At 58.7% G+C, this 26,638-nt stretch carries 12 protein-coding genes and 2 pseudogenes; 6 read left to right on the top strand and 8 right to left on the bottom strand.

The features are described 5' to 3' along the window. The first annotated feature begins 361 nt into the window (after positions 1 to 361). Complete coding sequence (locus tag XI09_RS15070) at positions 362 to 3,466, top strand: efflux RND transporter permease subunit (protein WP_271567523.1); 3,105 nt, start codon at positions 362 to 364, stop codon at positions 3,464 to 3,466. A gap of 51 nt (positions 3,467 to 3,517) precedes the next feature. Here XI09_RS15070 and XI09_RS15065 read toward each other — a convergent pair whose 3' ends face one another. Continuing rightward, complete coding sequence (locus XI09_RS15065; RefSeq protein WP_271567522.1) at positions 3,518 to 3,664, bottom strand: hypothetical protein; 147 nt, start codon at positions 3,662 to 3,664, stop codon at positions 3,518 to 3,520. A gap of 1,153 nt (positions 3,665 to 4,817) precedes the next feature. Here XI09_RS15065 and XI09_RS15060 point away from each other — a divergent pair. After that, entirely contained in the window at positions 4,818 to 5,957 is a 1,140-nt protein-coding gene (locus tag XI09_RS15060; protein WP_271567531.1) for an MFS transporter, read from the top strand. 265 nt (positions 5,958 to 6,222) lie between these two features. Here XI09_RS15060 and XI09_RS15055 read toward each other — a convergent pair whose 3' ends face one another. Continuing rightward, positions 6,223 to 7,242 (bottom strand): GDP-L-fucose synthase family protein, encoded by a 1,020-nt coding sequence (locus tag XI09_RS15055; protein WP_271567521.1) that lies wholly within the window; start codon positions 7,240 to 7,242, stop codon positions 6,223 to 6,225. Beyond that, on the bottom strand, positions 7,223 to 8,308 hold the full coding sequence (gene gmd, locus XI09_RS15050; protein WP_161533235.1) for a GDP-mannose 4,6-dehydratase: 1,086 nt from the start codon (positions 8,306 to 8,308) through the stop codon (positions 7,223 to 7,225). The genes XI09_RS15055 and gmd overlap by 20 nt, the downstream gene beginning before the upstream one ends. Before the next feature lie 1,504 nt (positions 8,309 to 9,812). Between gmd and glmS the strand changes: the two genes are divergently transcribed. The 4 genes and pseudogenes from glmS to XI09_RS15030 all read left to right on the top strand — a co-directional run. Continuing rightward, positions 9,813 to 11,639: a glutamine--fructose-6-phosphate transaminase (isomerizing) gene (glmS, locus tag XI09_RS15045; RefSeq protein ID WP_271567520.1), complete on the top strand. Its 1,827-nt coding sequence runs from the start codon at positions 9,813 to 9,815 to the stop codon at positions 11,637 to 11,639. A 148-nt stretch (positions 11,640 to 11,787) separates the two neighbouring features. Further along, a pseudogene (locus XI09_RS15040) lies at positions 11,788 to 13,103 on the top strand (IS5 family transposase); the annotation flags it as partial. 1,212 nt (positions 13,104 to 14,315) lie between these two features. Then, a complete protein-coding gene (locus tag XI09_RS15035) occupies positions 14,316 to 16,280 on the top strand; it encodes a glycoside hydrolase family 127 protein (RefSeq protein WP_271567519.1) in 1,965 nt (654 codons plus the stop codon). 235 nt (positions 16,281 to 16,515) lie between these two features. After that, a pseudogene (locus XI09_RS15030) lies at positions 16,516 to 16,967 on the top strand (IS5/IS1182 family transposase); the annotation flags it as partial. 116 nt (positions 16,968 to 17,083) lie between these two features. On the opposite strand, the gene XI09_RS15025 reads toward XI09_RS15030, so the two are convergent. The 5 genes from XI09_RS15025 to XI09_RS15005 all read right to left on the bottom strand — a co-directional run bounded on the left by XI09_RS15025 (position 17,084) and on the right by XI09_RS15005 (position 26,525). After that, positions 17,084 to 17,470 (bottom strand): response regulator transcription factor, encoded by a 387-nt coding sequence (locus tag XI09_RS15025; RefSeq protein WP_271567518.1) that lies wholly within the window; start codon positions 17,468 to 17,470, stop codon positions 17,084 to 17,086. 99 nt (positions 17,471 to 17,569) lie between these two features. After that, positions 17,570 to 18,241 (bottom strand): response regulator transcription factor, encoded by a 672-nt coding sequence (locus XI09_RS15020; RefSeq protein ID WP_271567517.1) that lies wholly within the window; start codon positions 18,239 to 18,241, stop codon positions 17,570 to 17,572. Further along, positions 18,238 to 20,910, bottom strand: a complete 2,673-nt coding sequence (locus tag XI09_RS15015; RefSeq protein WP_271567516.1) for a PAS domain S-box protein — start codon at positions 20,908 to 20,910, stop codon at positions 18,238 to 18,240. Before XI09_RS15015 ends, XI09_RS15020 begins: the two co-directional genes overlap by 4 nt. Before the next feature lie 955 nt (positions 20,911 to 21,865). After that, a complete protein-coding gene (dctA, locus tag XI09_RS15010; RefSeq protein WP_097669300.1) occupies positions 21,866 to 23,188 on the bottom strand; it encodes a C4-dicarboxylate transporter DctA in 1,323 nt (440 codons plus the stop codon). A gap of 1,516 nt (positions 23,189 to 24,704) precedes the next feature. After that, a complete protein-coding gene (locus tag XI09_RS15005) occupies positions 24,705 to 26,525 on the bottom strand; it encodes an NEL-type E3 ubiquitin ligase domain-containing protein (protein WP_271567515.1) in 1,821 nt (606 codons plus the stop codon). Positions 26,526 to 26,638 lie beyond the last annotated feature (113 nt).

Below are 26,638 nucleotides of genomic sequence, written 5' to 3'. Positions count from 1 at the left end.
CGGTGCGAAGCCTAAACTGATGCCTTGTTAGAAGTCGTTGCGTCCCAATCAGGTGTGAGGACGAACATCTTGAGTCGGACCTTTGGCCGATTGCACGCAGACAGGGGCTTTATCTTAAGAAGGTACCCACTATTCGAGATCGCGATCAGCGATCAGAACAGCTCAGCCAACGTTTATTCAAGCGACGGAGATGGAGAAGCGGAGGATTGGGCACGCTATGCTCAGGAACGTGTGAGCCCTTAGAGTAGCCGATAACGCTTCCCTCATACTACGGGCTTTAGCGCAGTCGCCGCATTGATGATCGTTGCCGTAGCGCAAGTTGCTGGCGTAGTTGCATCCCCCTCTCGAAATGCGAGTCGCGATGGCATTTACCGAGCTTTTCATCAAACGTCCGGTATTGTCTATCGTCGTCAGTGTCCTGATCTTGCTGATTGGCTTGCGCGCGGCCACCGTACTGCCGATCCGGCAATTTCCCAAGCTATCTAATACGGTCGTCAATATCACGACTTCCTATCCTGGCGCCTCCGCCGACATGATCCAGGGGTTCATCACCACTCCCCTGGAGCAGGCAGTCGCTTCCGCCGAGGGCGTCGACTACATCAGTTCCTCATCGGTGCTCGGTACCTCGACGATCCAAGTCTACATCAAGCTGAATTTCGATCCCAACGAGGCGCTCACCGAGGTGCTCTCCAAGGTCAACTCAGTCAAATATTTGATCCCGAAGGAATCAAACGATCCGGTCGTCACTAAGTCGACCGGTCAGATCACCGCTGTAATGTATATCGCCTTCTCCAGCGAGGAATTGACGGCCAGCGCGATCTCAGACTACCTCTCGCGCGTCGTGCAACCCGTTATGTCAACCGTCGATGGCGTCGCAGCGGCAGACATCTTGGGCGGCCAGAGTTTTGCGATGCGGCTATGGCTCGATCCTGCGAGAATGGCAGGGTACGGCGTGTCGCCGGCTGAAGTTTCGGCTGCAATCGCCGCTAACAACTTCCAGGCCGCGGCCGGCCAGACCAAGGGCAATTTCACTATCTCCGATGTCACCGCAAACACGGATCTGCGGAGTGTCGATGACTTCAAGCGCATGATCGTCAAAGCCAATGACGGCGGCTTTGTGCGCATGGAGGACATTGCGGTAGTCGAGCTTGCCGCGCAGACCACAGACATCAGCGTCGCCATGAACGGCGAGCACGCGGTCTTTATCGGCGTTCAGGCGAGCCCGCAGGGCAATCCGCAAAGCATAGTGCGAGGCGTTCGGGCGCTGTTTCCAGAAATGGAGCGTAACCTGCCGCCGTCACTGAAGATGAAAGTGGCCTACGACTCCACCAAATTCATTCAATCGTCGATCGATGAAGTGGAGAAGACGCTCCTTGAGGCCGTCGTGGTCGTGGTGGCGGTGATCTTCCTATTCCTGGCCTCGCTGCGGTCGGTCATCATTCCTGTAGTCGCTATTCCGTTATCGCTCGTTGGTGTCTGCAGCATGATGCTGGTGCTTGGGTTTTCATTCAATCTCCTGACTCTCCTTGCGATGGTTCTCGCGATCGGTCTCGTGGTCGATGACGCGATCGTGGTGGTTGAGAACATTCATCGCCATTTAGAAGAGGGGGCGCCGCCCCTCCAGGCTGCTACAAGGGGCGCGCGCGAGATCGTCGGCCCCGTTGTCTCCATGACGATTACCTTGGCTGCTGTATATGCCCCAATCGGATTTCTCGGCGGTCTCACCGGGGCGTTGTTCCGCGAGTTCGCGTTTACGCTAGCGGGAGCGGTGATCGTGTCGGGCGTAATCGCTTTGACGCTGTCGCCGATGATGTGCTCGCTCTTTCTGAAGCGCGCCGAGAGGGGGCGGTTTGCAGGGTTTGTGAACCGCGGGTTCGGCGCCCTGACACGATGGTACGGCCGCAAGCTCGACCGCTCGCTCGACTACTGTCCGATTACCGGGCTGTTTGCGTTGACCATGTTGGGCCTCGTCGGCTTTCTATATATGAATACTTCCAAGGAACTCGCACCCGAGGAGGATCAAGGTGTCGTATTCGCACTAACCAAGGCGCCGAAATACGCCAATATCGACTACCTCGACTATTACGGCACCAAGCTCGAAAGAGCGTTCCAGAAGTTTTCCGAGACTGATTTGAGCTTCGTGCTCAATGGCGTTAGCGGCCAGCAGAGTGGCATGGCCGGCATGTTGCTCAAGCCATGGGACGAGCGCAAGCGATCATCGACCGCGCTAAAGTCTCTTGTCCAAGCCGAGCTGTCGAAAATCGAAGGCATTAGCGCGTTTGCCTTTAGCTTGCCGCCGCTTCCGGGCGGCTCGGGTGGCCTACCAGTGCAGATGGTGATCAATTCGACGCTTGGCTTCCAATCCGTCTACGAGCAGATGTCGAAGCTGAAGGATGCCGCGCGCAAGAGCGGTCTGTTCATGGTGAGCGACTCCGACCTCGAGTTCAACCAGCCGGTGGTACGAATCAAGGTTGATCGATCCAAGGCCAACGAACTTGGCATCACCATGCAGACCATCGGTAACGCGCTCGCCACCTTACTTGGCGGAAACTACGTCAATCGCTTCAATTTGCAGGGTCGCTCCTACCAGGTGATCCCGCAGGTGCCGCGCGAGGAACGCCTGGCCCCGCAAGCAATTGGGAGCTATTATGTGAAGACTGCGACGGGCTCGATGCTCCCGCTGTCTACCGTAGTCTCCACCGAGACTGCGACCGATCCGAACGCGCTCACCCACTACAATCAGCTCAACTGCGCGACCTTTCAGGCCGTGCCGATGCCCGGCGTCACGATCGGTCAGGCTGTGGACTTCCTGGAAGCCGAGGCAAAGAAACTGCCCGCAGGCTTCAGCCACGACTTCCTCGCCGACGCCCGCCAATATGTGCACGAGGGTAACCAACTGGCGATTACCTTTGCATTTGCACTCATCATCATATTCTTGGTGCTTGCGGCGCAGTTCGAAAGTCTGCGCGATCCCCTTATCATCATGATCAGCGTGCCGATGGCAATCGTCGGTGCCTTGATCCCGCCATTCTTTGGCTGGGCGACTATGAACATCTACACCCAGGTCGGACTGTTGACACTGGTCGGGTTGATCTCCAAGCACGGCATCTTGATGGTTCAGTTCGCCAATGAGCTGCAGCTCAAGGAGAGACTTGACCGTCGCTCGGCTATAGAGATGGCGGCGCGCGTCCGACTGCGTCCAATCTTGATGACCACCGCGGCAATGGTGACGGGCTTCATACCCTTGTTGACTGCAACGGGAGCTGGCGCCGCGAGCCGCTTCTCGATCGGGCTCGTGCTCGTCGCTGGCATGTCTGTCGGCACGCTGTTCACGCTCTTCGTGCTGCCGGCGGTCTATGTCGCGATCGCGTCCGATCACCGTGCCCATGCGAGCTCCGGCCGCGCGACGATCGCCGCCGAGCTCGACCTCACTGGCGCTGCTGATGCCCAGATGGCCAAGCAATGACGATAGAATAGATTTCGCTCAGTGTGGTGAGCGAAGGAGCGTGCGACCGCTTCACGCTCCCTTGCGCATCGAGATCTTTACGCCCGTGGTGCAGAGCTTGGCAACCATCAGGTGCCCGGCGAAGAATACGTCATCGGTGATCCGCGGCTGCTCTGTCAAGGGAATTGCACCGTACATCCACGGCGGCGGAACGCCCAAGCTCGACCTCGCCGGGGGAAGAAGGGAACTGATGCTCGCCTGATAAAAGGTGGCCTTGCTATTTATGCCAAGTGCTCTTTAAGGAGAATTGTTTGCTTCCGTCCGACCGCGTTGCGTTGCTAGCTGAAAAAGGTGACGCTGAACCGCTTAGGATTCGTCACGAGTTCAATTCCGTGGGGGAACGGTCGTCAGGAGCCCCCGTATCCATGACCGACACTTACGGCTTCGACACGACCATTGTCGACAAACCGAAGAACAGGCTGACACGTATTGCTGAGTGATCGTAGTCGGGTATTGGGAAGGGCAGCACAGCTTCTGTTGTACGACCGAAGTCGAGAGCAGGAGCAACTCTTGAACCTGTGCACGTGACCACTGCCACTGCCATTGCGAAGACGGCCGGAGCTGCTATGCGAATGGTCAGAATCTGCCGCAATCCAGTAACCAATGGCCGCGCTGATCCCCCGACGCGTGACCCGACGCCCTCCGGTGTGGGAAAGTTTAGGAAATGCCTGAGTTTGATGCTGCTATCTGGTTTCTGGCCGCAACGACGTGTTTTGCGGCCTTTGTAAATGGAGCCATCGGCTACGGCTTTCGTCGCTCACGGTACCCCTTGCGCTGGTTTTCTACACCAATGGGAAACCATCTGGCCGCCTGAACCGGGACGATCGAATATTCAAAAGTATCGGGCCGACATTGACGGCTTGCGCGTGATAGCGGTCCTCGTTGTATTGATCTCGCGGGTCAGCGCAGTTACTCGCGATGAGAGCTTCCGATTTTGCAGAAGCTGTCGGAAAACCTACGGCCGTGTTAGCGCCAACTACATAGAGGCGTGGGGCGCCGTAGGCTTTGTAGGCTTTGCGACAGCCCATACTGAGCGTTGCGCCTCCGGCTGTCGCAGACCAGCAAAAAGCTATCATCTTCGTATGGCCAGCTCATCCGGGAAAGATTAGCCGAAACACCGCCCCCACGGGCTCGACGATCACCCCTACTTGTCGCTCGCCCTGTGACGTAGTCCGGTATTTGTGACGGCATCGCATTTGCAGGGATGAAGAACGTCAACTTGAGGCCATCATCGTCGAGTTGCGCGCCGCTTGCGACGCACGCAGGTGAGGGGCGCCGCGCTCGCGAGCCCGTTCTTTCAGGAGCGTCCGTGATACCATCTGCCAATTGGTCTGCCGGCCTGCTTGGGACGCGGCTGACATTTTTTGTGGCCGGATTCGGCCTCGCGGCCTGGGCGCCTTTAGTGCCACTCGCCAAGGAGCGGCTCGCGCTGGATGACCGCATGCTTGGTCTACTGCTGCTCTGCCTCGGAACGGGATCCGTCATCGCGATGCTTATGACCAGCGTGTCGAATGCCCGGTATGGCAGTAAGCCCATTATCCTCGCGGGTGGACTTGGACTCGCGATCACCCTGCCGTGCCTTGCAACTGCCGACACACCTGTCAAGCTCGGTGCCACGCTGTTTGCTTTCGGCGTTTCAATCGGCTCAATCGATGTAGCCATGAACATTCATGCGATTGAATTGGAGCGCGCCACCGGCCGTCCATTGATGTCCGGCTTCCACGCTCAGTATAGCATTGGGGAATTCACCGGCTCTGCTGTCGTGACCTCGTTCCTCTCGCTGCAGCTTGGCTCGCTTTTTTCGACGTTGGTCTGTTCGGCGTTAATGACGATCGTGATTGTGTCGGCCTGGCCGAGGTTGCTCGCGACGGGTTCGAGACAGCAGGGACCATTGTTTGTCTTGCCCCATCGCAGTGTGTTGCTGATAGCTGTGCTCGCGGCTATCACCTTTCTTGTCGAAGGTGCAATGCTCGATTGGAGCGCTTTGCTTCTCGTTGAACGAGATCTTCTCGCGGAGGCGCACGGGGGCATTGGTTGTATGCTCTTCTCAATCGCCATGACCGCAGGGCGTCTCAGCGGAGATGCCGTGGTGGCGCGAATCGGCGACCGTGCCACATTGATGCTCGGGACTCTGCCAATCGTGACAGGCTTCTTGGCTGTGGTGGCCGCGCCCGTTGCGTTGATTGCTATGGCGGGGTTCCTGCTTATTGGATTGGGTATTTCAAATGTTGTTCCCGTACTGTGTCGACGCGCCGGCAAACAGAAGGTGATGCCAGCAGGCTTAGCGATCGCGGTCATCACGACAGGCGGCTACACGGGTATACTCGTCGGGCCAGCCGGCATCGGGCTCATCGCACACATCTTTAGCTTGCCCCTGGCGTTCGGGATGTTGGGCGCGCTCATGTCCATCGTTACGCTGTCGGCGAGGATGATGATGACAGACCATCGCTAAAACATTGCTCGAGAGAAAAGGGGCACCGGCACGCTTCCGGCTAATGATCGTCCATCGGCGTTTGAGACTTAGAGTCGATGAGCCTCAATTGATGGCAGCACGTCTCGATCATGATCATTTTCCTTTTCCTGCAAGTCGGCTGGCTGCGTCGGAGCTTGGATACACCGCGTCACTCGGTTTCTTGGGGGCCAACTGAGGGCGTTGTTGACAATGAACGTTCGTCAACTGCGAATCACGATTGATCGTTACGTGAGCGGCGGGTCCGCTAGGCCGGATGTTCACCGCCGATTGATCGTAGGATCGGCCCCTTATCCGGGAACAAGCGAATCACTCTGGTGCCTCCATCGCTGTCAGCGCGATACGCCCGGTATGCCAGCTGAATCCCGTCCTCCAGCGAGGTCGTGGCGCGCCAGCCGAGCCCGGACAGCCGACCCACGTCGAGCAGCTTGCGCGGCGTGCCGTCCGGGCGCGACGTGTCGAAGCTGATTTCACCGCGAAAACCGACGGCGGCCGCGACCATGAGTGCGAACTCGGCGATGCTGATGTCCTTGCCAGTACCGATATTGACCAGTTCCGGCGAGGAATAGGTCTTCATCAGATGGATGCAGGCGTCGGCGAGATCATCGACATAGAGGAATTCGCGGCGCGGCGTGCCGGTACCCCACACCACGACTTTGCCGGCGCCCGAAATTTTGGCCTCGTGGAAGCGGCGGATTAGCCCGGCGACGACATGGCTGTATTCGGGGTGATAATTGTCGCCGGGGCCGTAGAGGTTGGTCGGCATCACGCTGATGAAATCGGCGCCGTACTGGCTGCGATAGGCCTGGGCCATCTTGATGCCGGCGATCTTGGCGATGGCATAGGGTTCGTTGGTCGGCTCCAGCGGGCCGGTCAGCATCGAATCCTCTCGCAGCGGCTGCGGCGCCAGGCGCGGATAGATGCAGGAGGAGCCGAAGAACATCAGCTTCTCGCATCCATTGGCATGCGCCGCCTGGATCACGTTGCTCGATATCGCCAGATTGTCGTGGAGAAACTCGGCGCGCAGCGTGTTGTTAGCGACGATGCCGCCGACCTTGGCGGCGGCGAGGAACACGGCTTGCGGCCGCTTCGCGGCAAACCAGGCATTCACCGTGGCCTGGTCGCGCAGGTCGAGCTCGCTGCGCGCCACCGTCAGGAGATCGGCCTGTTCGCGTGCCAGCCGGCGCATCAGCGCCGCGCCGACCATGCCGCGATGGCCGGCAACGAAAACCGTCTTGCCCTTCAGTTCAAACGCCGTGCTTGCCATTGGCCGCCCCCTGCCTGGCTTGGACCAGATCGCTGGCGACCATTTCCCTCACCAGTTGCGAGAGCGGCGTCTTCGGAGCCCAGCCGAGCTTCGCGCGCGCCTTGCTTGCATCGCCGATCAGGAGATCAACCTCGGTCGGACGGAAATAGGTCGGATCGATCTGCACCAGTGTCTTGCCGGACGCCTTGTCCACACCGACCTCTTCGACGCCCTTGCCGCGCCATTCGATGCTGCGCCCGACCTCGGCAAACGCCAGCTCGGCGAACTCGCGGACCGACCGCGCCTCGCCGGTCGCGAGCACGAAGTCGCCGGGCTCGTCGACCTGCAGGATCCTGTGCATGCCCTCGACATAATCGCGAGCATGGCCCCAGTCGCGCTTGGCGTCGAGATTGCCGAGATAGAGCGTGTTCTCGAGGCCGACCTCGATGCGGGCGACGGCGCGGGTGATCTTGCGCGTCACGAAGGTCTCGCCGCGGGTCGGGCTCTCATGGTTGAATAGGATGCCGTTGCTGGCGAACATGCCATAGGCCTCACGGTAGTTCACTGTGATCCAGTAGCCATAAAGCTTGGCGACGCCATAGGGCGAGCGCGGATAGAATGGCGTGGTTTCCTTCTGCGGCACCTCTTGCACCAGCCCGTAAAGCTCCGAGGTCGAGGCCTGGTAGAACCGCGTCTCATTTTCCATGCCGAGGATGCGGATCGCTTCCAAAAGGCGCAGCACACCGATCGCGTCGGCATTGGCCGTATATTCCGGGCTCTCGAAACTGACGTGGACGTGGCTCTGGGCGGCCAAGTTGTAGATCTCGGTCGGCCGGATCTGCTGCACCAGCCGAATCAGATTGGTCGAATCCGTCATGTCACCATAGTGCATCAGAAACGGCAGGTTGCCGGCATGCGGATCCTGGTAGAGATGATCGATGCGCGCTGTGTTGAACGAGGACGACCGGCGCTTGATCCCGTGCACGGTGTAGCCGAGACCTAGCAGATACTCGGCGAGATATGCGCCGTCCTGCCCGGTGACGCCGGTGATCAGCGCAACGCGCCGCTTTGAGTCCTGAGCCGCCATGGTCTCTCTTAGTTGCGTCGGAAAGAAAGCCTACCTGTGAAATGCTATTGCGAAGCCGTTTGTCGATAAATCTAGATGCGCAAGCGCGCTCCACCGGCAATTAGAGGAAAGCGATCATTAGCTCCAGTCATACACATCATGTAGGAAATGCACACTATATACATTGATTTATATTAGACTGGAGAAGCCAACACATTGAGCTTCCAAACATGAAAGTCAACTAACCCTCGCAACCTGCCTGATATCCGCGATGATCCGAAGCAGGCGAGATGGATGGCAAACGCAGTTACGAGCGTCAGGGCGCGCTTCCCCCGCGGGCGATATTTCCAATGAGATAGAAGCCGACGGTCTGTGTTCCTTATCTATTCTCAAGCGCATCTACGCATTCGCGTCTCTCGCCATGGCTTGGGAGAGTGACGAGCTGAGGCCGCGGTCGTCAATGCGTTTGTCGGCATCACGCGATGCAGGCGAGCACACGTCAAGCCTGCGCATCAATTCGTAATCTACAAAGCGCCCGTACCGTTAATCTCCGAATAGAACACCCTGGCTTGGCGGTGACTCGTCAACGGTGATCAGTGCCTTTGCCAATATCAACTCGCGGCAGGCAGTGGACGGTCGACGCAAGACAAAATGAGAAAGAGTAGCAAACGTTGGTATAAATCCTCGAACGTTCCGATATCGAAAGTTTACGTTCGTACAATAGAGCTCCGACGCCAATCGTTTAGTCTCGACGAGCGTGACTTGCCTCGGTCCGAGTATGATGAGCCATCTTAAACCAGCGCCGGCAAAATGTTTCCAGTGACATAGGACAATTCTTGCTAGAGCGGCTGCGCAAATATATCGGCAGCAGACGATGTAGAAGCCACGGGCAGCGTGTCTTCTTTCTATCTGCAATGAACCAAGGCCCAGGCGAACGTGAGCCTCTCGAAGAGTCTATCAGTGAGACGCAAGGACTCAATGACTCCCACATCAACTGCCGCCCGGTTCGCCGGTATCGCTGCTCACTGTCTTGGAAGCTTGAGGTGCAAGTCGTGAAATGGCTCATCAGTGATGGTGAGCAAACCAGAAGATGTTTTACCGTAGGATAATTGGCCTGCCTATCTGTTCGAATGTCCTCAATCCATGGAGCCAGACTATCTGCACGATATATCCCCGCAGCGGCTTGTTGCGACGACAGCTGTCGTCGCAACGGAGCGAGTTTGTTTGTTTCGGAATTGGATGTCGCCGGGCAAGCGCATCTGCGTATCTGGCTCTCCTCGAAGCGGTCACGCTATTCGCAGCCCGCATCGCAGTTTACTCGATCGGTAGCCAAAAGCGGGATGTAGCCGGGCGAAGTGATGGTGGCCGAAGAGATCTGACTCACGCTTGTGAATGCGGCGGCGATGCAGGCGGCCGCGAAAGATCCCGAGCTTGACGCCTGTTACCACCGGGCGAGCGAATTTCATAACGGGGTTCCTGTGAGGAGGAACGTCGGGCTTCTTGAACTTGGGCAGCGTTGATCGATATGTGTGGCATTGTTGGCATCTTGGGGCGTGGTCCGGTCGGTGAGCAGTTGGTCGCGTCGCTCAAGCGATTGGAATATCGTGGCTACGACTCCGCGGGCCTCGCGACTCTCGAAGGTCTCCGTATCGAGCGGCGACGCGCTGAAGGTAAGCTGAGAAACCTTGAGGAGCGCCTGCGCTATTATCCGCCGTCGGGTCGTACCGGTATTGGTCACACCCGCTGGGCGACTCATGGAAAGCCGACCGAGAGCAATGCTCATCCGCATGCGACGGAAAATGTAGCGGTCGTTCATAACGGGATCATTGAGAATTTCAGCGAGCTGCGGACCGAGCTGGAGCGGAATGGAGCCCATTTTGACTCAGAGACGGACACCGAGGTGGTGGCACATCTCGTCGAATCTTATCTCAAGAATGGCTACTCGCCGCAGGATGCGGTACAAGCGTCGCTGCCGCGCCTGCGCGGTGCCTTCGCGCTGGCATTCCTTTTCAAGGGCCACGACGATCTTTTGATCGGTGCGCGCAGGGGGTCGCCCCTTGCGATCGGACATGGTAACGGCGAAGTGTATCTAGGATCGGACGCGCTCGCGCTCGCGCCTTTGACCGACACCATTACCTATCTTGAAGACGGCGACTGGGCCGTGCTGACGCGCACGACGTGCGTGATTTATAGCGCAGAGGGCTCCGTCGTCCAGCGGGAAACATCAAAGTCTGGCGTATCGTCACTCCTTGTGGACAAAGCGAATTATCGCCACTTCATGGCCAAGGAAATCCACGAGCAGCCAACAGTGGCCGACAAGACATTGGCGCATTATCTCGACATGGCGGCCAAGCGCGTCGCCCTGCCGCTCACATTGCCGTTCGACTTTAAATCCATTCAGCGCATCTCAATTATCGCGTGCGGCACTGCAAGCTATGCCGGGCACATTGCCAAATACTGGTTTGAGCGGCTGGCGCGCTTGCCTGTCGAGATCGATGTAGCGTCCGAGTTCCGCTATCGGGAGGCGCCTCTGCGCCGGGGGGATCTCGCCATCGTCATCTCGCAGTCGGGCGAAACCGCTGACACACTGGCTGCGTTGCGATACGCCAGGGGCCAGGGCGTGCACACGATATCTGTGGTCAACGTCCCGACCTCGACGATTGCACGCGAGAGCGAATCCGTTCTGCTGACGCTGGCGGGGCCAGAAATCGGCGTCGCCTCCACAAAGGCATTCATCTGCCAGCTGTTGGTATTGGCAGCGCTTGCCGTCGCAGCAGGCAAAGAGCGCGGTAAGCTCTCTGAGATCGATGAATCGAAGCTCGTGCGTGAGCTTATCGAAGTGCCGCGGTTGATTGCTGCGGCGCTGTTGATCGAGCCGCAGATCGAGAAGCTCGCGCATTATATCGCTGACTCAAGGGGCGTGCTCTATCTCGGTCGGGGCACGTCGGCCCCCCTGGCGTTGGAGGGCGCACTCAAGCTGAAGGAAATTTCCTATATCCACGCAGAAGGTTATGCCGCCGGCGAGCTCAAGCACGGACCGATCGCGCTGATCGATGAGACCGTGCCTGTGGTGGTGATCGCGCCTTACGACAAGGTCTTCGAAAAGACCGTCTCGAACATGCAAGAAGTTGCCGCGCGGGGCGGCAAGATCATCCTGATCACCGATGCGAAGGGTGCTTTGGAAGCGACCGTGGATACACTCATGACCCTTGTGCTGCCTGAGATGGTCGCAAGCTTTACGCCGATGGTCTATGCCATTCCGGTTCAGCTCTTGGCTTACCATACCGCCCTCGTAAGGGGCACGGACGTGGATCAGCCGCGTAATCTCGCAAAATCGGTGACTGTCGAATGAGGCCGCGGTGTTAGTATCTGAGCATTGAGGCCTCCGCGTCGAGGTGTTGGGCTTGCGTTTGGTCGCGTCGAGTTCGTGGAGCCGGAACCGGACAAGTTCTTTGCGATTCGTGATTCCCTGACGGCGGTCATCGGCATTGGGGACGGCGATGAGCAAACCGCGGGATGATCGCCAGAAAGAGCTTGCTTCCGGCGCTCGATCAGATCATCGACATGGGCCACCCGCTGGTGCGGTTGGCGGCGCTGATCGACTGGAAGTTTCTGGATGATCGCTTTGGTTCGATGTGCCAAACCGGTCCGGGCAGCCTGGCCTGCCGACGCGGCTTGACGCCGGCCTGTTCATCCTGAAGCACATGCACAATCTCTCGGATGAGGTGCTGTGCGCCCGCTGGATCGAGAACCCCTATTACCAATATTTCTGCGGCGAGTTGAGCTTCTGCCACCGGCTGCCGTTCGATCGATCGTCGATGACGCGCTGGCGCCAGCGGCTCGGCGAGGAGCAGCTCGTCGCGCTGATCCAGGAAAGTCTGTCGGTGGCGCACAAGACTGGCGCCATCGGTCCCAAGGACCTGGAGCGGGTGGTAGTCGATACCACGGTGCAGCCCAAGGCCGTTGCGCATCCGACCGACGCGCGGCTGATGCATCTGGCCATCACCAAGCTCGTCGGGCTCGCCAAGCGCAACCGTGTGCCGCTGCGCCAGAGCTATCTGCGCCTGGCGAAGCGCGCCGCCATCATGGTCGGCCGCTATACCCACGCTCATCAGTTCAAGCGCGCCCGGCGCCAGCTCAAGTTCCTGCGGACGCGGCTTGGCCGGATCATCCGCGACATCCGCCGCAAGATTGATGGCGACGCGGTGCTGGAAGCTCGATTCGGCCCGCTGCTCGATCTGGCGCAGCGGGTGCGCACCCAGGATCAGCATCAGCGCGGCCCCAAGGTCTATGCGTTACATGCGCGGAGGTCGAGTGCATCGGCAAGGGGAAAGCCCGCGCGCCCTACGAGTTCGGCTGCAAGGTCAGTATCGCCACCCCCGTGACGTCCCCGAAGGGCGGACAGTTCGTGCTCCATGCCAAAGCGCTGCACGGCAATCCCTTCGACGGCCACACGCTCGGCCCCGCGGTCGCCGACATGGAGAAGCTCACCGGCGTGGAGGCTCGCCGCATCCATGTCGACAAAGGTTACCGCGGCCACAACCACCCGCATCGGTTTAGGGTCTGGATCTCGGGCCAGGTCCGCCGCGTCACGGCTTCCACCCGGCGCGAGATGAAGCGTCGTGCGGCTGTCGAGCCCGTCATCGGCCACGTCAAGGCCGAGCACCGCATGGCCGCAACTATCTCAAAGGTCGCGTCGGCGACCGCATCAATACCGTCCTCGCCGCGGGCCGGCTACAACGTCGGCCTGCTCCTGCGATGGCTCGCAGAACTCTTGCGTGCCATCATCCGCGCCTTCGCCGAAACTGTCCCGGCTCAAAAATCAGCGCTCGTCCGCGTTTTTCACGGAGGACATCCGAAGTTGCTCGTAGCTGCCGTATGCTGCGCGACCTCAGGCAATGCCCTCGTCAGCCCGCCCGTGCTCCGCTGAGCGGCTAGACGACGATCTGAGCGTGACTATGGCGTGGGCGATCTCAGACGGAGAACGATCCCGGCATCAGCAGGTCAATCATAGACCGATTCAGCTGGATGAGCAGAATCAGTCCTGCTTGCGTCATCATCCTCAACCCTGACTATCGCCAATGGGAGTGAGCGTTACCTTCCTGCCGCTCGACTGGAACGGTCGATAACAATCGGGAATTGCGGACAATTGGGAGATCCAAGTCGGCTCCTGGTTACCCAGCCTGCAACCGCTTTGCAGGGCCAGATCAGCCTGAAACGCGATGCAGAACTAATCCTCACACCTTGCCGAAGCCGACGAGCAAATCGGTGCAGACAGCTTCGGGTCGCTCCGCCGCGGCTAATTCATTGGCAGCGCCTGCGCGCGACAACTTACTTTTCATGACCGCCAGCATTCGCGCCACGTCGGGAAGTTGAGCACGCGCTTCGCCCCCGAAACGATTGCTTGGGATTAGCGGTCCAGTTTCTCCCTTAGATCGCGCGTAGCAGCAACTCATTCAATCCGGTTGAGCCGCACGCGCCACCGCGGCCCTCCCCACCGCTACGCGTCATCAAAGGATCGTTAGAAACCGGACATTCCCGCGCAAAGCCGAGCGCCTGGAATCAAGTGCAGGTAATTCGCCGCGTCGGAAGGACGCGGCGCCCCCGGCTATGTGCGGCAGGCAAGTATTATTGGCCATTATCTGACCCAGCGACAGCCGACCGGCTCGTATAGCAGGGACCGACCAGCCTCGCGGTGACGCGGGATTTGGCACGACTGGCAAATTCGGTTGGTGGGCCAGCGATCGCATCGGGTTCCTATCGCGGAGCCGTAGATCTGGTTGACCAGAACAACCGCTCCTCATTCTCGGCATGGGAATTGCTATCCCGCTCCTCGAACGAGACTGCTGTCAGCGCATGTCTGGGAGTGCGGCGCCGTAGGGCAGCCTCTACGTCTCTATCGTTTCAACGCTCGCACCGAGAATACGATTATGCACGCAAATCTCAGGGTCACAACCTCAACAACGCAACATAGTGAGCTGGCTTGCTGGGTTAGGCGTCCGTTCGCAATACTCCAAGGAGGAACGAGATGAATGATCGGAATGTGGCCGAAGTCGATCTTCACGACCTACAGGTCTTGGATCCGCTGATTGGGAAATGCCAGCAGCTGGTCAGGGAAGTGACAATTCCCTACCAATGGGAGGTGCTGAACGATCGCGATCCCGAGGCAATACCGAGCCACGCGGTAGAGAACTTCCGCCTTGCAGCCGGACGTGCGAGGGGCCAGTTCCATGGCACGGTTTTTCAGGACAGTGACGTCGCAAAATGGCTTGAGGCGGCTGCATGGTCGCTATGCCAGGCACCCAATCCAGACCTGGAGAAAGCCGCTGATGAGCTGATTGAATTGATTGCGGCGGCCCAATGCGGCGACGGCTACCTCAACACTTATTTCATACTGAACGCGCCTCAGGAGCGCTGGACCAACCTAGCGGAGTGCCACGAGCTTTATTGCGCCGGCCACTTGATTGAAGCGGGTGTCGCGTTCTTTCAGGCGACTGGCAAACGGCGATTGCTGGAGGTCGTTTGCAGGCTTGCTGACCACATCGGCAGAGTTTTTGGCCCGGAGCGCGATCAGTTACACGGCTACGATGGCCATCCGGAAATCGAACTTGCGTTGGCACGCCTCTACGAAGCGACAAAGGAGCAGCGATATCTCACGCTAGCCAATTATTTCGTGGAGCAACGCGGCACGGAGCCACACTTCTACGACATTGAGTACGAGAAACGCCAGCAATCCTGCGTCCCCAAATCGGACGGCACGCCTTGGATGATAAAAAATAAAGCGTATAGCCAAGCGCACTTGCCACTTTCGGAGCAGCGAACTGCAATCGGTCATGCGGTTCGTTTTGTATACCTCATGACCGCGGTAGCTCATCTCGCGCGTCTGCGCCAGAACGAGCAGCAGCGCCAAGCTTGCCTACGGCTATGGCAAAACATGGTCCAGCGCCAGATCTATATTACCGGAGCCATCGGCTCGCAAGTCGCTGGCGAAGCGTTCAGCAGCGATTACGATCTGCCGAATGATACGGCGTACGCGGAAAGTTGCGCGTCGATTGGCCTGATGATGTTCGCACGCCGTATGCTGGAGATGGAACTGGACGGTCGCTATGCGGAGGTGATGGAGCGCGCGCTCTACAATACCGTTCTCGGCAGTATCGCGTTCGACGGGCGTCACTATTTCTATGTTAACCCGCTCGAAGTGCATCCCAAAACGCTGAGGTCTAATGGCATCTACAATCACGTCTCGCCGGTGCGACGACGCTGGTTTGGCTGCGCGTGCTGTCCACCGAACATCGCACGCCTTTTCACATCGATTGGTCATTACATCTACACGCCCCGCACCGACGTGCTCTATGTAAACCTCTACGTTGGTAATAGGGTGGCTATATCCATCGACGGACATGCGCTGCGGTTGCTCGTAAGCGGCGGCTATCCCTGGAGAGACGAGGTGGAAATCGCCGTCGAATCTGCGCCGCCAATTGCCCACACGCTCGCCCTGCGCCTGCCGGAATGGTGTAGCGCGCCGCAGGCGAGCCTGAACGGCGAGCCTGTCAATTGCGAGCCGCGCAAGGGCTATTTGCACATTCGTCGAACATGGCGGCAGGGAGATCGCGTCAAACTATCGCTGCCGATGCAAGTGCGTCGCGTATACGGCCATCCACAAGTTCGCAATTTGGCCGGCAAGGTGGCCATCCAGCGTGGCCCGTTAATTTATTGTCTGGAGGAAACCGACAATGGGACCGAGTTACACAACGTCTGGCTTCATGCAGACAGTCGGTTTTCCCTTATCGAAGGAACTGGTCTCTTTAACGGCAAGATCTTGCTGCAGGCTGACGGGGCGCGGTTGCAACACACCCATTCTGAAGAAGCGGTGCTTTATCAGTACGACAAAGTGCCTGGACAGCTAGAACCGCAGCGGCTGACATTCATTCCGTGGTTCAGCTGGGCTAACCGCGGCGAAGGCGAAATGCGGATTTGGATAAATGAGCGTTGACGCCGAACGCGCGGGGCGCGCTTCCACGAATCGAAGTGTGATAACTTTTCTAGCGATATCGTTGCTCAAAGTCTGGAAATCGGCCAAACTATGGAAGGCGGCTCGTCCGCGAACTCCACTGCAACGTCGACACCAGAACCCGACATGAGGTGGCGCGGCGCAACTCCGGCGTCAGCAGGTCAATCATCGATCGACCTGATTTCTAATGGAGGAGCATCCTCGGGCGTGCTCGCCGCCTCTCATCAAACCTGATGAATGCCAATGGCACGAGCGTACCAAGGCGCTGCACGGCAATCCCTTTGTCGGCCACACGCTCGGCCCCGTGGTCGCCGACATGGAGAAGCTCACCGGCATGGAGGCTCGTCGTATCCACGTTGACAAAGGGTACTGCGGCCCAACTACCCGCACCGGTTCAGGGTCTGGATCTCGGGTCAGGTTCGCCGCGTCACGGCTTCCATCCGGAGCGAGATGAAGCGTCGCGCGGCTGTCGAACCCGTCATCGGTCACGTCAAGGCCGAGCACCGCATGGACCGCAACTATCTCAAAGGCCGCGTCGGTGACCGCATCAACGCCGTCCTCGCCGCGGCCAGCTACAACTTCGGCCTGCTCCCGCGATGGCTCGCAGAACTCTTGCGTGCCATCATCCGCGCCTTCGCCGAAACTGTCCCGGCTCAAAAGATCGCTTAAATCAGCGCTCGTCCGCGTTCTTCACGGAGAACAACTTAATCCGTCGTCCTGGCGAGATTGTCGTCGCGTGGAGCGTTTAGATCGGACATGAACCCAAGCGCTGCAGGTTGATTGCATCAGATGCCCCCTCGGCCACCATACGCCTTCAGTGCGGTGTCGAGGAGCTCGATTAACGCTTGTCCGCCAAAGGGTTTGGCGAGGAAGCCAATCGCTCCGGCGCCCAGGGCTGACGCGCGCACGCGGTCGTTGGGGAAAGCAGTAATGAAAATGAACGGTGCGTCGTAGCCACGCGTCCGCATCTCTGCCAACAGCTCCAGGCCGCTCATAGCCGACATCTGCACATCGGTAATGACACAGGATGTCTCGTTCAACTGCGGCGACCGCAAGAGTTCCTCGGCCGACGCAAATATTCGGACGATGTAGCCACGCGATTTCAAAAGGTTCTCTGTCGCCGCACGGACTGAGGCGTCGTCGTCAACGACGGAAATCAAAGGCGTAGACAACACGAGCCCTCCTGACGCGGGTATAGTGGCTGCCAAAGTATTAGCCACATTCGCCGAAAAGTGGGCTTGAGTGACGAAATTGTAAAATCATACGTGGGTTTATTCGGGACGATTGGCGCGGATTCCCAGCGTCTCAGTCATTCTGATCAAGTCGGCCAGCGACCGGGCACGCATCTTTTTCATGACGTGTCCACGGTAGATCTTGACCGTAATCTCGGCGAGCCCAAGCTCGGCTGCTACCTGCTTGTTCATCAGGCCGGCCGCGACCAGTTTCATCACCGCCTGCTCGCGCGGGCTTAAGGTTTCAAATAGAGACTGCAGCTTCGCGACGGTCTGCTGAGCCTGCCGTCTTTTGCGATCGCGTTCGGTCGCCGCAACCACGGCATCAAGGAGTTCCTGGTCGCGAAACGGTTTGCTGAGAAAATCGACCGCTCCTTCCTTCATGGCCCTGACGCTCATGGGAACGTCGCCATGGCCGGTAATGAAAATGATCGGAATATGTATGTTTAACCTCGCCAGCTCGGTCTGGTATTCAAGGCCGCTCAAGCCTGGCAGCCGGACATCAAGAACGAGACAGCTAACAACGTCCGGAACTGTGCTCTGCAGCATTTCGCGGGCCGATCCGAATGCAACCACGTCCAACCCTACCGATCGAAAAAGGTTCGTAAGCGAGCGACGCAGGGAGATGTCATCCTCGACGACGAAGACTATCGCCTTTGTCGACGCCTCGGCATTGCTGCCTTCACCTGGCGAGTCAAATCGTCCTGTCACGAGACGGCCTCCTTATGCAGCGGCAGGGCAAACTGGAAGGTCGCGCCCGGTCCATCTTTGTGGACGATTGACAGCCGCCCTCCGTGAGCTTCCACGATCGATCGGCAGATCGAAAGACCCATTCCAAGGCCACTCGCCTTTGTGGTGAAGAAGGGATCTAAGACGCGGTCCGCGTCGTCTTCGGCGACCCCGACGCCGCAATCGGTCACGGCAAGCTGCACGTGCCCCAGATCGTCCTTTGATGATTGAATCAGCAGTTCGCGCGTCCGGTCTGTAACGGCGTCCATGGCTTCGATTCCGTTCATCACCAGATTGATGATCACCTGTTGTAGCTGAATCCGGTCGCCGAGGATCATGGGCAGCGCGGCCGTCAACTCGGTTCGTAACGTCACTCGGTGGCTAACCAGCTCTCGTGTCACCAGCGCAATGACGTCCTTAACGACCTCATTGATATCGAGCGGCACCATCTCAATCTGGCCTTTCTTCGCGAGTGTGCGAACACGACGGATCACCTCGCTTGCCCGGATCGCGTCTTCGATGATCCACTCCACCGAAGAGCGCGCGGCGGAAAGATCAGGAGCGTCGCGACCCATCCAACCGAGGCACGCATCGGCGTTGCTGATAATAGCGGCGAGTGGCTGGTTTATTTCGTGGGCGATGGAAGTTGTCAGCTCGCCTAACGTCGTTACACGCGTCACATGCGCAAGCTCCGCCTGTGCCTTTCGTAGTGCTTGTTCGGCTTGATCGGCGCGAATGGTAGCGGTGATATCAGTGCTGACGCCGCGGTAGCCGAGAAAATTGCCCTTTCCATCGAAAAAAGGCTTGCCACTCGTGCGGACGTAGATCAGAGATCCCATCCGAGTCACGGTGCGGTAGACGAGATCCCGAAACGGGAGATGGGCCTCCAACATCGCCCGATGCTGCCGCCACTTCTCGGGTTCCTCTTCGACGTCGCACGCAATGTCCCAGCGAAGCAGGCCCATCACTTCTGTCGCCAAAATTCCCGCAGTGCTGGTGTGCTCGGATAAGTGAGTGACCTGATGATCCGGCCCGGTCTCCCAGAGCCAGTCGGAAGCTGTTTCGGCGTAGTCGCGAAAGCGCTGTTCGCTTTCGCGCAGCGCGGCAAGTGTGTTCTCCAGGCGTTCCCTAGCTGCGTGCTGTTCGGTGACATCCATATGTGTTCCGATCAGCTCGCTGACGTTACCGTCGCTGCCGACCACCACGTGCGCAACGGCGTGTATGCGCCTCATCCCGCCATCTGGTAGAAGGATACGGAAATCATATTCGAACCGCCCCTCCTTGTGTTCAATTGCCTGGCGCTGCACCTCCTGTAGCCGCGGCAAGTCGTCTGGATGGATGCGCGATCGAATGGTCTCTATCGATACCGGCTCTTGTGGGCTAAAGCCAAACAGACGATCGACCTCGGCGGAGCGATACACGAAATCTAGACCGTAGACGTCCCAGGACCAACTGCCCGTGTGACTGAGATGCTGGGCTTCGGCCAGATAGGCCTCGCTCCGGCGCAGCTGCTGTTCTGCTCGCCTCGCCGCCGTGATATCCGTAGCTGCCCCAACAAACTCGATCTCACCAGAGGCCGTTCTCGTGACTCGTGCCCGCGCATGGATGTGCTTCACCGAGCCGTCCGGTAGCAGCAGCCGGTATTCGTGCTCGAAATCGCTCAGGTCTCGCATCCCTCGATCGATAGTTTCTCGAACCGAAGCCCTATCATCTGGATGAGTGCGCTCAACGACGAGCTGCGGCGTCGGGACCGTCTCAGGGTCTAGTTGGAAAATCCGAAATGTTTCCTTTGACCAGAGGGCCTTGCCGGTGGTGGCGTTCCAGCTGAAGCTGCCCGTATGGCTCAACTCCTGCGCCTGGGCCAAATGTGCTTCGCTCCGCTGCAGGGCAAGTTCGGTCCGCTTTCGCTCCGTGATATCTTCGCAGGCTATAAGGATGATGGGCTGGTCATCGGTCCAGAGCATGGCTTTGGCGTTTTCACGTACCCACAATACCGAGCCGTCCTTCCTGACTTTCTGGACATCCCAAGTGCGCGATTGTCCGATATCCTCAAGGCATTTCCGAACGCATTGGCGAACGAACGCGCGATCCTCCTCAAGAAATACGCGCAGCACGGATTGACCGGTCAGTTCAGCACGAGCATAACCGAGTTGTGTCGCGCCGAACGTATTGACGTTGAGGACAGTGCCGGCTTCATCGACCATGAAGTACATGGCCGGATTGTGCTCGAAGATTGCGCGCCAGCGTTTTTCGCGATCCTCTAAATCCGCCGCACTCTGCTGAAGCTTGGCCGCGGCCACACGCGCAGCCTCTCTTTCCTGGCGGAGCTTTCCGATCAGGTGCGTTCCCACAATCGAGACAATAAAAAAAGCAACAACTACCGGAAGATCTTGCGGGTCATCGATTCGCAGACTGAACGCCGGCGGCGCAAAGTAGTAGGTGAGAGCAGCGATGGCTAGGATGCAGAGCGCTGATGACGCGACGAAGCTGCCCATCAATGAAAACAGCAAGACCACTAACAAATAGACGAACGCCGTCGCGGCGAAATGCGACTGAAGGTACAAGCAAAGCAGTGTTACCGCGGCCAGCGTTATGCTGCCGAAAGTAAATTGAGGAGCTGAACGTTTAAAATTGCTGATGTGGCTACGCATTTTGATAACGTCCGGCCTTTCCGGCGGGAGAGCTATAACATTTTAGGCAAAAATGGGGCAATCCCGGCGCCCGGCCCCTGGTGAGCGGTGCCGAGATTGATTGCTTGCTGCGGAACTCAGCACGCGCCGAGAAAAAACGCATTATAGACATACGTATAGTTGTTCTAAACATTCTAATATGGCGCGCCGGCGCGCCTGCATTCGAAGCTGAGATGTCTGCTTTCCTCAGCTGTCGATAACCTCAGGGCAGGCGCTTGAGGCTGCGGCCGATGACAACCCCCTTACGCCAACGGCACAAGGACAGCGGCTGCAGTTCCCCCAAGACCTGGAGGCGGAACAATCAGGCGCCCCTCGCCGAACCCGGAAAGAGCAGGGACAAGCTGCCGGACCACTCATCTCGCCGGCACGATCGGTCATGCGGAAGAAAGCGCAATGGTCATGTGTCAAAAAGCGAGGGCGAAGTTACGCGACTGCTTTGGTGCCCTAGGGCCAGCACGCCAGATGTGGAGGACCTTTCCCCGAGTAGTTAGCCGCAATCGAGCGCGCAACGACGCCGGACCGGCACCAGCCGTGTGCGTGGTCGGGCGAGGCAAGTGCAGTGACCGCGCACATCGGCATTTGTTGGCTGGACCAACACCCAGCTCCGTCAGGCTGACACGTTCTGTCGCTATCCTGTTATCTAGCCCGGCAAAATGTTGCACAAGCGTTCAGATAGCCGGGAGCATTGACGGCCAAAGACGCGCTTGAAATGACTGTTAAAAAGCTCCTACTCTTTTTGCTCGCGTGGGGCATCTTTTCAGGGGCGGCTGCCGGGCGCGACGCGGAGGGCTGCGCACTGGAGATCGCGTGAGAAGTCCCGGCTCGTGTCAAGTCGACTGTGCGGATTCGAAGTGCGAGAAATGTGGCTCCGCTTGCATTCGATGCGTCTTCGAATGGCGGCGGTCAAGTCCGGGACCTACCTCATTGTTCTTTTACTATCGATAGTGCTGGAAACGGTGGGCTGGTTGAGACGAGCCTGCAGCGTCTTGTGCTCGAGCTCGTTTTCCCACCAGGATACGAACACGGCGGCGATGCCATTGCCGGTGATGTTGGTAAGGGCGCGCACCTCGCTCATGAACTTGTCGATCGAAAACACGATTGCCATGCCCGGCACCAGCGCCGGATTGACCACCGACAGCGTTGCAGCGAGCGTGATAAAGCCGGCGCCGGTGACGCCGCTTGCTCCCTTCGACGTTAGCATTGCCACGAGCAGGATCGTGAGCTGCTGGCCAAAGGTGAGATCGACCCCGAGTGCCCGGGCAATAAACAATGTCGCAAGTGTCATGTAGATATTGGTGCCGTCGAGGTTGAAGGAGTAGCCAGTAGGCACCACCAGGCCGACCACGGGCTTGGAGCAGCCCAGCCGTTCGAGCTTCTCCATCAATTGCGGCAGCGCGCTTTCAGAGGACGAAGTGCCGAGCACGATCAGAAGCTCGTCCTTGATATAGATAATGAACTTGAATATTGAAAAGCCTACGAGGCGCGCGATCAGACCGAGCACCACCGCCACAAATAGCGCCGCCGTAGCGTAAAACAGCGCGATCAGACCGATCAGATTGCCGAGTGCTGCCGGCCCGAACTTGCCGATCGTGAAGGCCATGGCGCCGAAGGCGCCGATCGGGGCCGCTTTCATTATGATAGCGATTACGCCGAACACCGCGTTCGCGACGTCGTCAATGATGCCGCGCAGGCGCTCCCCACGCTCTCCCAGCGCCATCAGCGAAAAGCCGAATAGGATCGCGAATAGGAGAACCTGCAGAACATCGCCGCGAGAGAAGGCGCCGACCACGGTATCGGGAATGATGTTGAGAAAGATATCAACGGTCTTCGAGGCTTCCGCCTGCTTGACGTAATTGGCGACCGCCGCAGCATTCGGCTTGACCGCAAGGCCATGTCCGATTTGGACCAGATTGCCCATAACGAGGCCCAAAAGCAATGCAAAGCTGGAGACGATCTCGAAATAGACCAGCGCCTTGACGCCGACGCGCCCGACTTTCTTCGCATCTTGAATATGCGCGATACCAGATGTGACGGTGCAGAAAATAATCGGCGCGATCACCATCTTGATGAGCTTGATGAACCCGTCACCGAGCGCCTTAACCCAGTCGTTGGTCGCGACGGACGGCCATAGGCAGCCGACCATGGCGCCAATCAAGATCGCGATCAGCACTTGGACGTAGAGAATCTTATACCAAGTTTGCGACGCGCGCGCGGGCGCCGCAGTTGCCATGGTGGTCATGACGCTTCCTTCCCGAAAATACTCGAATGTGAGCCGTCCCGTCGTTGAGAGGAGACAGCGTCATACGAGACTCATCATTTTTTAGCCGGGTCCAATTGGAGACGGTTCCGAGAGCCGGCGCGTCGTTCCAAGGGCAGGCGTTCAGTTACGTATCCCTTCTCGTTAAGCAAGATATGCACCAGACGCGCAAACTGCGGCCGATTAAGCAGTCGCGGACAAACTGCCTGTCTCCGGGTGGCATCGCTTGAGTGCTCAAACCGCGTTAGCAAGGTCGAACGAGAAGTTGCAGCGTGACTCGTAACTTGATCGGCTGGGCGCATTAGCGGAGTCACGGATCGGCCTGGAAGCCTAGCGTGATCGATATGCGCCGATTGCGGAGATGGATGCAACAGTAGGTGACATCGGTAAAATTGATAGTTTGGATTGCAGGCATCCATGCGATGGAAGCCTGATTTAGGAATTCGATTGCACGGAAAAAATCGCCTATGGATGTACTGCGTTGTCGCTAGCGGCGAAGCTTGTTTTCGTGCAAGGGACATTTGTCTCCAGGCGTGTGCTAACGATTCCCATTAGGCAGGTTGGTTGAGAGGCGGCCTTCGCTCTTCGCCCCGCGCGCCTTTTGCCGCGTCGCAGAAGCAGCGTTACAATGATTTCTCCGCTAGATCGTTCGCGTTGCTGCCGACGGCAGGCTTTCTGCGATCCGTTCCATTACCGGCGCGGCGAGTGCGGCCTTTGAGTCATCGACAAACCAAACAGGCATGTCTTGGGGCGTCAAATGCTGCCGTTTCGTTGCGCGACTGTCGCTGTCTGCTCGGGAACAAAGATGCCGTAAATCTGACAGAGCGTTAGATCCGCTCCACAGCGACGTCGTGCGTCTATGCGAATTTCTCTCACGTAGAGCATAGAGCGCGCCACAGTTCGCGCGCGGCACAGGAATTGCTGATGGCGAACGAGCAGCTGCCGCCGTCAGATGGATGGAAAGGTGGCCCAGTCACAGGAGTTGCCGATGAGGCTTGCGATGCTGCTCTTGCTTGCAGAAACGATGCGCGTGAATGTGGCGGCTACAAAGTGCCGCGCGACTTAAGGGCGATTCGCGCCACATCCCTGGGCGAGCCGGACGTGCAGGTGATCACTGTGCCGATACGGCGACCTGATCTCATTGTTGGGCTGACGCATGGATGTCTTTTCGGCAGAGATTGCGAATCCGTTGCGCTCACGATTGAGCTCGCCGGGAGAGAGATGACAAATCTACCGAATGCGAGCCCATGTTGTCTGAAACCCTAATTCGTGAGCCCCCCTGTTGCCGATTCCTTCAATCAGGCAACCGAAAGCCTGCCGCAGCAGTACTGTCCGTGATTTAGCGAAATTGCTGTCCCTTAGTTAGCGAAACCACTGTCCGGTTTTTGCGAAATACGCACTGTGAACCAACTGTCGAAGAGCGTCGGTGCGGGAACAATCCGCACGCCACGATCTGTGGGAACCGGGGGCGGGCCGCCTTCGGTGACCCGGTGAAGTCTCATTGTTCGAGGCCACGGTCTGCGAGCAGTCGGTCCATGATTTCGCGATTGATCTCGCCAGCGATTTGGTTTCGGACTTGGGCTCCGAGCACCCGCTCGGCATCCAGGTCGCCTAACAAGCCCTTCTCGGCCAGTCGATGATTCAAGCGGGTTTGAAACTCCTCGCCCATGGCTTCGACGAGCCGGTCTTGCATCGCTGCATGTTCGCCCGGAGCGATGCGCCTCAGCACCGTCTCCCAGGGGTGCCAGCGGGTTGCCATGTAAGCGTCGAACTGGTTCGCTTCCTGCTCCCGAACCAGGTCCAGCGCCCGCGCAGCATCATCCGGGGTTACGTGAGAGACCGCCAGGAATTGCATGTTGGGGGCGACGTGACTGAGCTCGAGCGGCTCGCGCAGCAGATGTTGATAGGCCAGGTAGACTTCGATCTCGTCTATGCTCGGGTCGACCCTGACGAGCGAGTTGACCCTGTCGCGCGCGATCCCGTCCAGCGCCTCCAAGCGGAACGCAACACGGCCGCGCTGGATCAGTTCGCCGAGCCGATCATCATAAACTCCGTCCTCGACGTCAGCGTTAAGGCGCGCGGTCTGCATACCGTTCCAGTGCAAAGTAACGCGATCATCGCAACTCAAGTTGGCCTCGGAAGCATGCGTGAAAAACTGCTCGCGCAATCTCGGATTGGCCGCCGCCTGCCGCAAATCATCAGTCACTGCCTGCCGAAACTCGTGATTGCCATGGTTCACGATCCCTCGTAGCCGCTCTAGGAACCGTGCGTAGTCTTGGGCGCCTGGCTCATCCGCAAAGTGCTGCCATTCGGCCAGCGTCGTCGGGTCGTCTGCGAGCCAGTCCGCGATAACCACGTGCAGAGGCCGCGGCTCAACTTCCATCGCTCCTTCGGGCACCGGGAAAAAGATCTGCGGGCCGGCATAGTCTCCGGCATGCATTGCTATCGCCAGATTGGTCCGCACCGGCTCGGGCAGCGGATTATTCTCCAGATCAACGCTGGACTCTTGGCCTAGCTGCGTCAGCAGGGTCTCGGGCACGCTGGTCAGCTGATTGTTGCTGGCGCCGAGCCACAGGAGCTCGGCCGGGACCGGCTCTGGCAAGCTGGTCAGCTGGTTGTGGCTGGCGCTGAGCCATTCGAGCCCGGCGGGGAGGGGGTGGGGCAGATTGGTCAGCTGATTGTAGTCGACGTTCAGCCGCTGGAGTTCGGCGGGAAGCTCGGGCAGGCTGGTCAGCCTGTTGCCACTGGCGTCCAGCTCCTGAAGCGTTCCCGGAAGGGGGGGCAGACTAGTCAGCTGGTTGTTGTCGACGCTCAGGCGACGCAGCCCGGGTGGCAAGTCTGCGGGCAGGCTGGTCAACCCGTTGCTGATGGCATAGAGTCGCCGGAGCCCGATTGGAAGGTCGGGCAAGCTGGTCAGCCGATTGTTGCTGGCGTAGAGCCGCTGGAGACCGGCCGGAAGGGTATCGGGCAAGCTGTTCAGCTGATTGTCGTCGACGTTCAGGCGGCGCAGCCGGGCCAGGAGGGGGGCGGGCAAGGCGGTCAGGGACAAGGACGACAGATCCAGCGCCTCATCGACATCGCCCGCTTCTCGCCAATCCCTCATTCGACTGACCGCCTCTTGGCGATTCTCGTGTTCGCCCTGCCCCTCTTCGGCAACCCAGCCCGCCAGGACCTGGTCGCGCGACGAGGCGGCGTCGGTGCCCGCCTCCGTCAAGGCTTCGACCCACTGCGCCGGGGCGGGAGCCCCTCGTTCGGAAGCCTCGGATTCTGAAGTTTCGGAAGGAGTGCCAGCGCCAAGCCGGACCTGTTCTGCATTCATGGATGTCGTCTCTTCGGTCGTCAGATGAAGTCTAGGTGTTTAGTCCCGGCATTTGCTGGAGCGGATTGAGCTTGAATCGTTCTGGCTGGGATGTCCAGCATTTGCAGATGTAT

This window comes from Bradyrhizobium sp. CCBAU 11386 (genome assembly GCF_028128955.1).
Taxonomy (GTDB): domain Bacteria; phylum Pseudomonadota; class Alphaproteobacteria; order Rhizobiales; family Xanthobacteraceae; genus Bradyrhizobium.
Note: the sequence above shows the minus strand (reverse complement) of the source record. Positions and strands in the feature narration are given on the sequence as shown.

Excerpts from the sequence above, each read along its gene's own strand:
- XI09_RS15070 (WP_271567523.1), top strand. The coding sequence starts at position 362 with ATGGCATTTACCGAGCTTTTCATCAAACGTCCGGTATTGTCTATCGTC.
- XI09_RS15055 (WP_271567521.1), bottom strand. The coding sequence starts at position 7,242 with ATGGCAAGCACGGCGTTTGAACTGAAGGGCAAGACGGTTTTCGTTGCC.
- gmd (WP_161533235.1), bottom strand. The coding sequence starts at position 8,308 with ATGGCGGCTCAGGACTCAAAGCGGCGCGTTGCGCTGATCACCGGCGTC.
- glmS (WP_271567520.1), top strand. The coding sequence starts at position 9,813 with ATGTGTGGCATTGTTGGCATCTTGGGGCGTGGTCCGGTCGGTGAGCAG.
- XI09_RS15035 (WP_271567519.1), top strand. The coding sequence starts at position 14,316 with ATGAATGATCGGAATGTGGCCGAAGTCGATCTTCACGACCTACAGGTC.
- XI09_RS15015 (WP_271567516.1), bottom strand. The coding sequence starts at position 20,910 with ATGCGTAGCCACATCAGCAATTTTAAACGTTCAGCTCCTCAATTTACT.
- dctA (WP_097669300.1), bottom strand. The coding sequence starts at position 23,188 with ATGACCACCATGGCAACTGCGGCGCCCGCGCGCGCGTCGCAAACTTGG.
- XI09_RS15005 (WP_271567515.1), bottom strand. The coding sequence starts at position 26,525 with ATGAATGCAGAACAGGTCCGGCTTGGCGCTGGCACTCCTTCCGAAACT.